Here is an 11,733-nt window from a genome sequence, read left to right on the forward strand (position 1 = left end):
GGCGCAGGGTAAGGGAAAAACGCAGGTTCGTCAAACCGGCGTTACAAAGGCTGTAAAGCTATATTTACGATATTAATCAGGAGTCGTCAGGATGGAAATCAACAGCGATTCCTGCGCCAGCGCAAGGCGGGCAGGGGAGGAACCTGTCAGGCTGCATCTTTTATTCTGGAGGGGTTATGGCATCTGTTCATGGGCACGATGTGCTGACGATGATGATTGATTCCGGTGAGCAGTACACCGAAGAGAGTCTGGTGGCGGCAATTACCGCGCGGTTTGGTGAGGACGCACGTTTTCACACCTGTTCGGCGGCGGAAATGAGTGCGGCGGAGCTGGTGGCTTTTCTGGCGGCTCGCGGGAAATTTATTCCACTGGATAGCGGGTTTTCAACCCACGAAAGTAAAATCTGTCGTCATTAAAATAATGCGGCGCCGGAAGGCGCCGCAGTCATATTAATTTTGGGCATCGAGCGTCGACAGCTCTTTATCAATAAAGTACAGCCCTTCACCGGATTTCCCGGCCAGAGAAAGTTTATCGAGAACCGATTTAAACAGCTTCTCTTCTTCATGCTGTTCTGCCACATACCATTGCAGGAAATTAAAGGTGCCATAATCCTGGCTGGTCATGGCGGCATGCACCAGTTCGTTAATTTTCTGGGTGATCAGCTGCTCGTGCTCGTAGGTAGCGCGGAACAGTTCGTCCAGGGAGGTGTACTCTGCAAACGGCGAGGCCACCGGGTTAATGCGCGGCAGGCTGCCGGTATCGGTAAGGTAATCAAAGAGACGCTGCATGTGGGTCATCTCTTCCTGCGCGTGACGGCGCATGAAGGCCGCTGCCCCTTCAAAACTGTGGTAGCTACACCAGGCGCTCATCTGCTGATAGAGCAGAGAGGAGTAAAGCTCCAGATTCATTTGCTCATTAAGCTTGTCGATCATTTCATTTTTAAGCATGGTGTCGCTCCGGACTATTATTTAAAGGTCAACGTGAGCGTCACTATAATTTGTTATTTATTTATTTGCAAAAAGTAAAATAAATATTTAAACAATCATAATACGAATGGGAATAAAACGCATTGCGGCTGATTAAGTTATATTAATGAGAATTATTCTGTTTCGTGTTTAAAATATTATTGCCAGCGGGATCGCTGGCAACGGAATTATTACCAGGCGGACGTCGTGACGACGGGCGGCGGGGCATAGCCATAACATTTGTACTGGATGGTCATGGTTTCATTGAGGCACAGCGAGCCGCTAATCAGGCTACAGGTTTTAACCGGCTGACCGTAGGCCATCGCCGTGCTGTATCCCATGGTCTGGCATTCACGGGTTGCGGTGCCGCTGGTGACGTAATCATCATAGCGGGCGTTCTGCAACATAGCCTGATCGTAATTGAGCATGACGACGCCTGACGTGACGTCGACGCTGCTGACTTCTGCTTGCCGGGTGACGCCGCAGCCTGCCAGTAACAGGAGCAGGCCGCCAGTGCATAATCTCTTCATAGAACACTCTGAATGCGTTGAAATACCTTATACTAGCGGCTGATGTGCACCGCAATGCCAGGATTAAACACCTGTTCTGCCCTTTCTCTTTGCCACGACCGCTGGCTCCTTCAATTCTGTGCCATCTCGTCTTTCTCCGTGGGAAAAAATGCGCCTGAGTACAAAATTGTGAGCGCATCTTTGTTTTTTGAAACTATTTTTCACTTAATTTGAAAGTGTGTTTGCTTAGTAGTAAGGTTGAACAGGTAAGCTATTCACAGCGGGATGCCCCGCATCGCATTCAGGAGACGAAGAATGAAAATTGCACTGATGATGGAAAACAGCCAGGCGCCAAAAAACGCCATCATCCTCAAGGAATTGAACGCCGTTGCTGAAGAGAAAGGTTTCCCGGTCTACAACGTTGGGATGAGCGACGAAAACGATCACCACCTGACCTATATTCACCTGGGCATCATGGCGAGCATTCTGCTGAACTCGAAAGCGGTGGATTTCGTGGTGACCGGTTGCGGTACCGGCCAGGGCGCGCTGATGTCCCTGAACATCCACCCGGGCGTGGTGTGCGGCTACTGTATCGATCCGGCGGATGCGTTCCTGTTCGCCCAGATCAACAATGGTAACGCGCTCTCCCTGCCATTCGCCAAAGGCTTCGGCTGGGGCGCAGAGCTGAACGTGCGCTTCATCTTCGAAAAAGCCTTCACCGGGCGTAACGGCGAAGGTTATCCGCCAGAGCGTAAAGAGCCTCAGGTTCGCAACGCCGGCATCCTGAACCAGGTGAAAGCCGCGGTCGTTAAAGAGAACTATCTCGACACCCTGCGCGCGATCGATCCAGAGCTGGTCAAAACGGCAGTAACCGGTCAGCGTTTCCAGCAGTGCTTCTTCGAGAACTGCCAGGATAAAGAGATCGAAGCTTTTGTCCGCGGTCTTATCGGCTAAGTTGCCAGCACCTGTGAAAAAGCCAGCATACGCTGGCTTTTTTTATGCCTGTTTTCTGGATACCGCGCTGCCGGCATCTTTCACCAGCCGCAGGGTATCAAACATCCCCAGCAGACAGACCAGCGCAATCGCCACAAACGCCAACCGAAAGCTGATCCCCGGAAGCGCCGCTATCCCGAGCATCTCACTGCACAGCTCTCCGATACGGATCCCGATAGCACCCAGCGTGATCCCCAGCCCCACCGCCAGTTGGGTAGCGGTAGAGAACAGGGTATTGGCATAGCTCATCTGCGGGGAAGGGACGTCGGCAAAGGCGAGGGTGCTGATGGCGGTAAACTGAATGGAACGAAATACGCCGCCCAGATAGAGCACCAGCATGATCGCCCATACCGGCGTCTGCGGCGTCAGAAACGCGCAGGCCAGCAGGGCCAGCACGTTGAGCGCCCCGTTGATCAGCAGCAGCTTTTTAAAGCCCAGCCCGCGAATCAACGGCGTGGTCGCCGGTTTGATGGTCAGGTTGCCGACAAATACCGCCAGCACCAGCAGACCGGAGTGAAACGCGTCCATGCCGAATCCCACCTGGAACAGCAGCGGCAGTAAAAAGGGAACGGCGCTGATGGAGGCGCGAAACAGCGATCCGCCATACATCGTCACGCGAAAGGTGGGCACCTGTAGGGCGTCGAGGCGGATCATCGGCCATTCGGCGCGCCTGAAATGCCGCAGGGCATAGATCAGGGTAGCCATCCCGACAGCCAGCAGCGCGAAGGTGATTAGCGTATTTACCTCCTGCGCCCCCATCATCTCCATGGCACAGACCAGGCTCACCATCGCCACCGAGGTGGCAATAAAGCCCGGGGTGTCGAACGGGCGACGGGTCTCTTCATAGATGTCCGGGATAATGCGCAGCGCCAGCACGATGGCAATCAGCCCCAGCGGCACGTTAATAAAGAAGATCCAGCGCCAGTTGGCATAGCTGGTAATAAACCCGCCCAGCGGCGGGCCGATGATCGGTGCCACCAGCGCGGGCCAGGTGAGGGTGGCGATGGCGGTAATCAGCAGATGTTTCGGGGTGGTACGCAGCACCGCCAGCCGTCCGACCGGCACCATCAGCGCGCCGCCCATCCCCTGCAGGACGCGCATGGCGACGAACTGGTCGACGCTGGTGGCGAGGCCGCACAGCACCGAGGCGAGGGTAAAGATAGCCAGCGCAAGGGTGAAGACTTTGCGGGCACCAAAGCGGTCGGCGATCCAGCCGCTGGCGGGGATCAGCACCGCGAGGGTGATGAGATAGGCGCTGATGCCGATGTTGAGATCCACCGCCTGCACGCCAAAGCTTCTCGCCATATCGGGCAGCGCGGTAGCGATCACCGTCCCGTCGAGAAACTCCATAAAGAAGGCACCCGCTACCAACAGCGCAGCGGGAGAGATCCCGCTGGTCGCTTTACCGGAGATGTTTTCGGTCATTTTTCCTCTGCCACATCAAATTTTTTTTAAAAATTTACAGGAACAAACATGCTGCTAATGACATGATTTATATTTATTTTTAACAGGAACGCCGTTTTATTTTAAATAAACTGGCGTGATGAATATCACAAAATCATTGATTTTTGTGATGGGGGTCATATTATTAGCGCATCAACAATAACACCTGCATAACATTTAGCCGGAGCATAATGATGAAATTGCGCAAAATCCTGAAAAGCATGTTTGAATCCTACTGCAAGACCTTCAAGGACGTACCGCCAGGCGCGATGTTCTGATAAGAAAAAACCTGCTACGGCAGGTTTTTTTATGCCTGCAGGCCGCATCCGGGCGGCGGTTTTGCTACTATGGCGGCCTTTCAAACAGGAGAAGCCTATGTCTCAAAACCTGAGTGCCGATCAGGAACTGATCTCTGACGTCGTTGCATGCCAGCTGGTCATCAAACAAATCCTTGATGTCATTGAAATCATCGCCCCCGCTGAGGTGCGCGAGAAGATGTCCAGCCAGCTGAGAAACATCGATTTCGCCAGCAATCCTGCCTCGGCCGACCCCGTCACGCTGCGCGCCGTACAGAAAGCCATTGCCCTGATTGAACTGAAGTTCACCCCGCAGGGCGAGTCTCACTAAAATAAACCGACGTTTTGAATTTAGAAATGGTTTTGTGAGAATAATGTGAACGGGCGACCTGGGGTCGCCCGGAATGCGGGTTAGAGGAAGGTCTGCACCAGCAGGTAGCTCACCGCGCAGGCACAGCTTACCCCGATAAGCCCCGGCAGAATAAAGCTGTGGTTGATAATAAACTTGCCGATGCGCGTCGTGCCCGAGCGGTCAAAACCAATGCAGGCAAGGTCGCTGGGATAGGTCGGCAGAACGAAATAGCCATAAGACGCCGGGAAGAAGGCAATCAGCATCTTCGGATCGATCCCCAGCATTAACCCCATCGGCGCGACGGCGGTCAGGGCTGCCGCCTGGCTATTGACCAGCTTCGAGACCAGGAACAGCACAATGGCATAGGTCCAGGGGTGACTTTTTACTACCCCTTCCAGCGCCATCTTCAGCTCATCCAGATGCGCCTGGAAAAAGGTATCGCTCATCCATGCCACGCCAAAGACCGAGAAAATCGCCACCATCCCGGCCTTAAACACCGCCCCGTTGGAGATCGCCGCAGCATTCACTTTGCACACCATCAGCATCACCGCCCCGGCAATCAGCATCATCATCTGGATCACCAGGTTCATCGACAGCGCCGTCATTTTGCCTTTTACCTCAAAGGCAGGACGCAGCTCGGGCAGGGCACCCAGCACAACCACGACGGCAATCCCGGCAAAGAAGATCCACGTCGACCAGTAGGCCTGCTTCGGGAAGCGCTGATTCATCAAGGTGTCGGTGCTGCCATAGATGAATTTACGCTGCTCAGGATCCTGCAGCCGGGCCTGAAACTCCGCATCGTCGGCCAGATCTTTGCCGCGGCGCAGACTCCAGAGGGCGGCAATCGCTACCCCGGCCAGCGAGGCCGGGACAGAAATCGCGAGGATCTGCAGTATGCCAAATGCCTGACCCACCCCGTGCTGCGCGGCCAGAATGGAGACCAGCGAGACGACGGCCACCGACACCGGCGAGGCGGTGATCGCCATCTGCGAGGCAATGGATGCCACTGCCATCGGGCGCTCGGGGCGGATGCCTTTTTTCAGCGCAATATCGGCGATGATTGGGAACATGGTATAGACCACGTGGCCAGTTCCGCAGAGGAAAGTGAGCATCCAGGTGGTGAAGGGGGCGAGCAGGGTAATGTGTTGCGGATGTCGCCGCAGCAGCCGTTCGGCAAACTGCATCATCACGTTTAACCCACCGGCGGTCTGCAAGGTGGCCGCGCAGCCAATGACCGCCAGGATCGTCAGCATGACGTCCACCGGAGGCTTGCCGGGCTGGAGCCCAAAGACAAAACTGAGAATAAACAGACCAATACCGCTTATCAGCCCCAGTCCCATCCCACCGAACCGGGTGCCGATGAGCAGGCACAGAATAATGACAACAAATTCAACGGTAATCATACGTTTCCCTCGTCTGTGAAAATGAAATTTTCGCAAATCATTACACGGAGAAGGGTTATTCGGTGGGAGCCAGATCGGATTTGTTAAAGATTAATAAAAGCAAAGGGTTGGTTGCATTTTTGTAACAAACTTACCCGGCACAGGCCGGGTAAGAAACGTGAAGTGCAGAATCAGTGGTGCTGGCAGTTGACGACGTTAAGCAGGTGGCGATCGGTCTGTTCCAGACCCATACCGGTGCGACGCGCCTGGCGAACTTCATCGAGGATAGTTTTCAGTAATACCCCATCCTGCTGCTGCTCTTTTTCAATATCGTGCAGGAAGTTGAGCGTGGAGATATCCTGCATTTTTCGCGCTTCATCCGCCAGTTCATTCAGCGTCAGGCAGCGCTGTTCATACTCTTCCAGCGTGCGCTGGAACACCGCTTCCAGGCAGGTACAGTCTTCATCAGACATATCAACGGGTTTCACAACCGGCATAGCGCCCGATGCTTTCAGATAATCGAAAACGCGCATCATCTGGGTGACGTTGCTCTGCGCCTGGCTGCGCAGGAAGGTCGCGGAACCGGTCAGATGATGTTCAGAACACCACTCGCTGAGGTGCAAAGAGAGATTTGACGCGTGAAACTCCAGGTTCATCTGCGTGTTGAGCTTGTTAATCATATCCGAGACAGCCATATCCATTCCCTTTTCTTCGTTTATGTAACCTAAAAATAATCATCATTAACGATAGTTCACTACAGAATAAAAGCATTCTGTTTTCCCTGTATGTGATCTCTAATTCACTTCAGAAATCTCTTAAAAATATAATAACAGTAGAAGGGGCATAAGAAAATCCTCATAAATATATTCTTACTAAACCTTACTTCCTGGTGGGAATTACCAACAGTGAAGGATTCTGCGCGAGTCAGACAAAAACCAGCAACATACAAGTCATTGTTATTTATTGTTTTGTATGAATTTAGAACAGTTTAATTGATAATATTGATTTATCTTTCATCGTGTAGCAGCGAAAAATGCGCTTAGCAATTAAATGGATAATTATTTCTGCCAGGCGGGAGGAAGATAATTCTTGTTATGAGTAAAAACTTACATCTGAGGAAAATTGCGCAGGATCATTTTTGTAGAAAATAGTGCGATATGTGATCCCGCAGGAAGTTTACCGACCGGCACTCTGTGAAAATGAAACATTGTTTTATCTTCATAACTAGCGGAGTTCTTATGGCAAAGGTTGCGGTGCTGCTGGCACCCGGATTTGAAGAGGCGGAAGCGATCATCACCATTGATATCCTGCGCCGTCTCAACATTGAGGTAGAAACCCTGGCCTGCGCCGGGTCGCGCGCGGTGGTGAGCTACCATTCAATCCCGATGGTTGCGGACAGTACCCTGAGCGAGAAAATTGATACTTACTATGATGCCGTGGTCTTGCCGGGCGGGCCGCAGGGCAGCGTCAATCTCGCCGCCAGCGCCGACGTGGTGCGTTTTATCGCCGCCCATGACGAAGCGGGCAAGATTATCGCGCCGATCTGTTCCGCCGCCGCGCGGGTGCTGGGGGGGAACGGGTTGCTGAAAGGGCGTCGCTATGTCTGTTCAGGCGATCTCTGGCAGGGCGTTGAGGACGGCGTCTATGTCGATGCCCCGGTGGTGGAAGACGGCAACCTCATCAGCGGCAAAGGTCTGGGCCTGGCTTTCGACTTCGCGCTGACCCTCTCTGCGCGCCTGTTGAGGGATGAAGCCCCGGTGCGCGACCATGCCGAGCACATCTACTATCCCTGGTAAGATCGTTGGGCGCGCCTGCGCCCGTCTGACAAGGATATCTTAGCTGATCTTATGGACTAATCTGCTTTGCCCCTTTCGAATTGTCTGACAAATCCCCTTCGATTTATGTCATTTTTCGCTGAATGTATGTACGCAATTACTGTAATTCTGCCGTGTGATGGCGCTCTCTTATGGATGATTAATTTCCCGCTAAAACTATCTCAAGCTAATGCGGTTTAAACACGCATGGCGCTAATGCCTTGTTTTAAGTCCGATTAAGCAGAATTGAGATGTTGTTTCCCCTACATATTAGAACGCTAAAGCTGGAGTTAACCATGCACAAATTTACTAAAGCGCTGGCGGCCATCGGTCTGGCTGCCGTTATGTCACAATCCGCTATGGCGGAGAACTTAAAGCTCGGTTTCCTGGTGAAGCAGCCGGAAGAGCCATGGTTCCAGACGGAGTGGAAATTCGCTGATAAAGCCGGGAAAGATTTGGGCTTTGAAGTGATCAAAATTGCTGTACCGGACGGTGAAAAAACGCTGAACGCCATCGACAGCCTGGCGGCCAGCGGCGCGAAAGGGTTTGTCATCTGTACTCCGGATCCAAAACTGGGCTCCGCCATCGTGGCGAAAGCGCGCGGCTATGACATGAAGGTTATCGCGGTGGACGACCAGTTCGTCAACGCCAAAGGCGCACCGATGGACACCGTGCCGCTGGTGATGATGGCGGCGACCAAAATCGGCGAGCGTCAGGGCCAGGAGCTGTATAAAGAGATGCAAAAACGCGGCTGGGATGTGAAAGACACCGCCGTAATGGCCATTACCGCCGACGAGCTGGATACCGCCCGCCGCCGTACTACCGGTTCGATGGATGCCCTGAAAGCCGCCGGCTTCCCGGAAAAACAGATCTACAAAGTGCCAACCAAATCTAACGATATCCCGGGCGCTTTCGATGCGGCCAACTCCATGCTGGTTCAGCACTCTGAAGTGAAACACTGGCTGGTGGTCGGGATGAACGACAACACCGTGCTCGGCGGCGTGCGCGCTACCGAAGGCCAGGGCTTCAAAGCGGCAGACGTTGTCGGTATCGGCATCAATGGCGTGGATGCAGTGAGCGAACTCTCTAAAGCCCAGGCGACTGGCTTCTACGGCTCCCTGCTGCCAAGCCCGGACGTTCACGGCTACAAATCCAGCGAAATGCTCTACAACTGGGTCACCAAAGGGGCAGAGCCGGCGAAATATACTGAAGTGACCGACGTGGTGCTGATCACCCGTGACAACTTCAAAGCCGAGCTGGAGAAAAAAGGACTGGGCGGTAAGTAATTTACTGTGATTGCGCCCCCCGCAAGCCATGGGGGGGCCAGACGTTCACTACTCGATCCCCGGAGACGTTATGCAACAGTCTGAACCCTATCTCTCATTTCGCGGCATCGGCAAAACCTTTCCCGGTGTCAATGCGCTTACCGACATCAGCTTTGACTGCTATGCGGGTCAGGTCCATGCCCTGATGGGAGAGAACGGCGCTGGAAAATCCACGCTGCTGAAGATCCTCAGCGGTAACTATGCCCCCACGACGGGCACCCTGGCGTTACAGGGCAAAGAGGTCGCCTTTGCGGACACCACTGCCGCGCTGAACGCTGGCGTCGCCATCATCTACCAGGAGCTGCATCTGGTACCGGAGATGACGGTGGCGGAAAACATCTATCTCGGGCAGCTCCCGCACAAGGGCGGTTTTGTGAACCGTTCGCTGCTCAACTATGAAGCCGGTCTGCAACTTAAGCACCTTGGGCTGGATATCGACCCGCAGACCCCGCTGAAATATCTCTCCATCGGCCAGTGGCAGATGGTGGAAATCGCCAAAGCGCTGGCGCGCAATGCCAAAGTCATCGCCTTTGATGAACCGACCAGCTCTCTGTCGGCGCGCGAAATCGAGAACCTGTTCCGGGTGATCCGCGAGCTGCGTAAAGAGGGACGCATCATTCTGTACGTGTCGCACCGTATGGAAGAGATCTTCGCCCTCAGCGATGCAATCACCGTCTTCAAGGATGGCCGTTATGTTCGCACCTTCACCGATATGCAGCAGGTCAACCATGACCAGCTGGTGCAGGCGATGGTGGGTCGCGAACTGGGCGATATCTACCACTGGGAGCCACGCCAGTACGGCGGCGAACTGCTGCGTCTGGAAGAGGTGAAAGCTCCGGGCGTGCGCACCCCAATCAGCCTCACCGTGCGCAGCGGCGAGATTGTCGGCCTGTTCGGGCTGGTGGGGGCAGGGCGCAGCGAGCTGATGAAAGGGCTGTTTGGCGGCACCCGCATCACCGGCGGCCAGGTCTTTATCGACGGCCAGCCGGTCGATATTCAGAAACCGGCGCACGCCATTCGTGCGGGGATGATGCTCTGCCCGGAAGACCGTAAAGCCGAGGGGATCATTCCGGTGCACTCGGTGCGGGACAACATCAATATCTCGGCGCGCCGCAAGACCATTCGCGCAGGGTGTCTGATTAACGACACCTGGGAGGTCAGCAATGCCAATCACCACATTCGCTCGCTGAACATCAAAACCCCGGGCGCTGAGCAGCTGATCATGAACCTCTCCGGCGGGAACCAGCAGAAGGCGATCCTCGGCCGCTGGCTGTCGGAAGAGATGAAGGTGATCCTGCTGGATGAACCGACCCGCGGCATCGACGTGGGGGCGAAGCATGAGATTTATAACGTGATTTACGCCCTGGCAAAACGTGGCGTGGCGGTGCTCTTTGCCTCCAGCGACCTGCCGGAAGTGCTGGGTGTGGCCGACCGAATCGTGGTGATGCGTGAAGGGGCCATTGCCGGTGAATTGCTTCATGAACAGGCGAATGAACAGCAGGCGTTAAGCCTCGCCATGCCTAAAGTCAGCCAGGCTGTCGCCTGAGTAAGGAGAATAAGATGTCCTCTGTCACTACTTCCGGAGCGCCGAAATCGGCCTTCAGCTTCGGGCGGATCTGGGATCAATACGGCATGCTGGTGGTTTTCGCCGTGCTGTTCCTCGGCTGCGCCATTTTTGTACCTAACTTTGCCACCTTCATTAATATGAAGGGGTTGGGCCTGGCGATCTCCATGTCCGGGATGGTCGCCTGCGGGATGCTGTTCTGTCTGGCGTCCGGCGACTTCGACCTGTCGGTGGCCTCGGTCATCGCCTGCGCCGGGGTCACCACCGCGGTGGTCATCAACATGACCGAAAGCCTGTGGATTGGCGTGGCGGCCGGGCTGCTGCTCGGGGTGCTCAGCGGGCTGGTGAACGGCTTCGTGATTGCACGCCTGAAAATCAACGCCCTGATCACTACCCTTGCCACCATGCAAATCGTGCGCGGGCTGGCCTATATCATCTCTGACGGTAAAGCGGTGGGGATTGAAGACGAGCGCTTCTTCACCCTCGGCTACGCCAACTGGCTCGGTCTGCCTGCGCCTATCTGGCTCACCGTCGGCTGCCTGATTATCTTTGGTTTCCTGCTGAACAGAACCACCTTTGGCCGTAATACCCTGGCAATTGGTGGTAATGAAGAGGCGGCGCGTCTGGCCGGTGTTCCGGTGGTCCGCACCAAGATCATTATCTTCGTGCTCTCCGGCCTGGTGTCGGCGGCAGCGGGGATTATCCTGGCGTCGCGTATGACCAGCGGTCAGCCGATGACCTCCATCGGTTATGAGCTGATCGTCATCTCTGCCTGCGTTTTAGGCGGCGTATCGCTGAAGGGCGGCATCGGAAAAATCTCATATGTGGTGGCGGGGATCCTGATCCTGGGGACGGTAGAGAACGCCATGAACCTGTTGAACATCTCTCCGTTCTCGCAGTACGTGGTACGTGGCCTGATCCTGCTTGCAGCGGTGATCTTCGACCGTTACAAACAAAAAGCCAAGCGTACTATCTGACCCTTTTTCCTGCCTTTTGCGACCTAACTTTTAAGTGTAGTCGCGACCTTAACCCCCTTTCCAGCCGCAGCGGGAGGGGGGTTGTCAAATGGCGAGCGCCGTCACACTGTCTA

Annotated in this window: 13 protein-coding genes; 8 read left to right on the forward strand and 5 right to left on the reverse strand. The window is 54.6% G+C overall.

Annotated elements, in window-relative coordinates; all coding sequences use genetic code 11:
• Positions 1 to 176: 176 nt before the first annotated feature.
• Positions 177 to 416, forward strand: a complete 240-nt coding sequence (locus WFO70_RS02750; protein WP_337014560.1) for a YecH family metal-binding protein — start codon at positions 177 to 179, stop codon at positions 414 to 416.
• 33 nt (positions 417 to 449) lie between these two features.
• Here the strand turns inward: WFO70_RS02750 and ftnA are convergent, their stop codons facing one another.
• Together ftnA and yecR are read right to left on the reverse strand one after the other, a co-directional pair.
• Positions 450 to 947 carry a non-heme ferritin gene (ftnA, locus tag WFO70_RS02755; RefSeq protein ID WP_337014561.1) on the reverse strand — a complete coding sequence of 166 codons (498 nt, stop codon included), beginning with the start codon at positions 945 to 947 and terminating at the stop codon, positions 450 to 452.
• A gap of 209 nt (positions 948 to 1,156) precedes the next feature.
• A complete protein-coding gene (yecR, locus tag WFO70_RS02760) occupies positions 1,157 to 1,495 on the reverse strand; it encodes a YecR family lipoprotein (RefSeq protein WP_337014562.1) in 339 nt (112 codons plus the stop codon).
• A gap of 294 nt (positions 1,496 to 1,789) precedes the next feature.
• Here yecR and WFO70_RS02765 point away from each other — a divergent pair, with 294 nt between their 5' ends.
• Positions 1,790 to 2,428, forward strand: a complete 639-nt coding sequence (locus WFO70_RS02765) for an RpiB/LacA/LacB family sugar-phosphate isomerase (protein WP_337014563.1) — start codon at positions 1,790 to 1,792, stop codon at positions 2,426 to 2,428.
• Between the two features lie 42 nt (positions 2,429 to 2,470).
• Here the strand turns inward: WFO70_RS02765 and WFO70_RS02770 are convergent, their stop codons facing one another.
• Positions 2,471 to 3,892: an MFS transporter gene (locus WFO70_RS02770; RefSeq protein ID WP_337014564.1), complete on the reverse strand. Its 1,422-nt coding sequence runs from the start codon at positions 3,890 to 3,892 to the stop codon at positions 2,471 to 2,473.
• Between the two features lie 212 nt (positions 3,893 to 4,104).
• Here WFO70_RS02770 and azuC point away from each other — a divergent pair, with 212 nt between their 5' ends.
• The gene (gene azuC, locus WFO70_RS02775; protein WP_098946254.1) at positions 4,105 to 4,188 is read left to right on the forward strand and encodes a stress response protein AzuC; all 84 of its coding nucleotides are present in this window, start codon (positions 4,105 to 4,107) and stop codon (positions 4,186 to 4,188) included.
• A 97-nt stretch (positions 4,189 to 4,285) separates the two neighbouring features.
• The gene (locus tag WFO70_RS02780; protein ID WP_106993370.1) at positions 4,286 to 4,537 is read left to right on the forward strand and encodes a DUF2766 family protein; all 252 of its coding nucleotides are present in this window, start codon (positions 4,286 to 4,288) and stop codon (positions 4,535 to 4,537) included.
• Positions 4,538 to 4,617: 80 nt separating this feature from the next.
• Here the strand turns inward: WFO70_RS02780 and WFO70_RS02785 are convergent, their stop codons facing one another.
• Positions 4,618 to 5,961 carry an anaerobic C4-dicarboxylate transporter gene (locus WFO70_RS02785; RefSeq protein ID WP_337014565.1) on the reverse strand — a complete coding sequence of 448 codons (1,344 nt, stop codon included), beginning with the start codon at positions 5,959 to 5,961 and terminating at the stop codon, positions 4,618 to 4,620.
• A 170-nt stretch (positions 5,962 to 6,131) separates the two neighbouring features.
• Positions 6,132 to 6,635 carry a non-heme ferritin-like protein gene (locus WFO70_RS02790; RefSeq protein WP_337014566.1) on the reverse strand — a complete coding sequence of 168 codons (504 nt, stop codon included), beginning with the start codon at positions 6,633 to 6,635 and terminating at the stop codon, positions 6,132 to 6,134.
• 543 nt (positions 6,636 to 7,178) lie between these two features.
• Between WFO70_RS02790 and WFO70_RS02795 the strand changes: the two genes are divergently transcribed.
• The 4 genes from WFO70_RS02795 (at position 7,179) to araH (ending at position 11,620) form a co-directional block, all read left to right on the forward strand.
• A complete protein-coding gene (locus WFO70_RS02795; RefSeq protein WP_337014567.1) occupies positions 7,179 to 7,736 on the forward strand; it encodes a DJ-1/PfpI family protein in 558 nt (185 codons plus the stop codon).
• Between the two features lie 314 nt (positions 7,737 to 8,050).
• Positions 8,051 to 9,040: an arabinose ABC transporter substrate-binding protein AraF gene (gene araF, locus WFO70_RS02800; RefSeq protein ID WP_337014568.1), complete on the forward strand. Its 990-nt coding sequence runs from the start codon at positions 8,051 to 8,053 to the stop codon at positions 9,038 to 9,040.
• A gap of 70 nt (positions 9,041 to 9,110) precedes the next feature.
• The gene (gene araG / locus WFO70_RS02805; protein WP_337014569.1) at positions 9,111 to 10,625 is read left to right on the forward strand and encodes an L-arabinose ABC transporter ATP-binding protein AraG; all 1,515 of its coding nucleotides are present in this window, start codon (positions 9,111 to 9,113) and stop codon (positions 10,623 to 10,625) included.
• Between the two features lie 14 nt (positions 10,626 to 10,639).
• Complete coding sequence (araH, locus tag WFO70_RS02810; RefSeq protein WP_337014570.1) at positions 10,640 to 11,620, forward strand: arabinose ABC transporter permease AraH; 981 nt, start codon at positions 10,640 to 10,642, stop codon at positions 11,618 to 11,620.
• Positions 11,621 to 11,733 lie beyond the last annotated feature (113 nt).

This window comes from Leclercia sp. AS011, from assembly GCF_037152535.1.
In the GTDB taxonomy this organism is placed as follows: domain Bacteria; phylum Pseudomonadota; class Gammaproteobacteria; order Enterobacterales; family Enterobacteriaceae; genus Enterobacter.

Coding starts and splice junctions, on each gene's coding strand:
- WFO70_RS02785 (WP_337014565.1), bottom strand. CDS start 5,961: ATGATTACCGTTGAATTTGTTGTCATTATTCTGTGCCTGCTCATCGGC.
- araF (WP_337014568.1), top strand. CDS start 8,051: ATGCACAAATTTACTAAAGCGCTGGCGGCCATCGGTCTGGCTGCCGTT.
- ftnA (WP_337014561.1), bottom strand. CDS start 947: ATGCTTAAAAATGAAATGATCGACAAGCTTAATGAGCAAATGAATCTG.
- yecR (WP_337014562.1), bottom strand. CDS start 1,495: ATGAAGAGATTATGCACTGGCGGCCTGCTCCTGTTACTGGCAGGCTGC.
- WFO70_RS02750 (WP_337014560.1), top strand. CDS start 177: ATGGCATCTGTTCATGGGCACGATGTGCTGACGATGATGATTGATTCC.
- araH (WP_337014570.1), top strand. CDS start 10,640: ATGTCCTCTGTCACTACTTCCGGAGCGCCGAAATCGGCCTTCAGCTTC.
- WFO70_RS02780 (WP_106993370.1), top strand. CDS start 4,286: ATGTCTCAAAACCTGAGTGCCGATCAGGAACTGATCTCTGACGTCGTT.
- WFO70_RS02765 (WP_337014563.1), top strand. CDS start 1,790: ATGAAAATTGCACTGATGATGGAAAACAGCCAGGCGCCAAAAAACGCC.
- WFO70_RS02790 (WP_337014566.1), bottom strand. CDS start 6,635: ATGGCTGTCTCGGATATGATTAACAAGCTCAACACGCAGATGAACCTG.
- WFO70_RS02770 (WP_337014564.1), bottom strand. CDS start 3,892: ATGACCGAAAACATCTCCGGTAAAGCGACCAGCGGGATCTCTCCCGCT.
- WFO70_RS02795 (WP_337014567.1), top strand. CDS start 7,179: ATGGCAAAGGTTGCGGTGCTGCTGGCACCCGGATTTGAAGAGGCGGAA.
- azuC (WP_098946254.1), top strand. CDS start 4,105: ATGAAATTGCGCAAAATCCTGAAAAGCATGTTTGAATCCTACTGCAAG.
- araG (WP_337014569.1), top strand. CDS start 9,111: ATGCAACAGTCTGAACCCTATCTCTCATTTCGCGGCATCGGCAAAACC.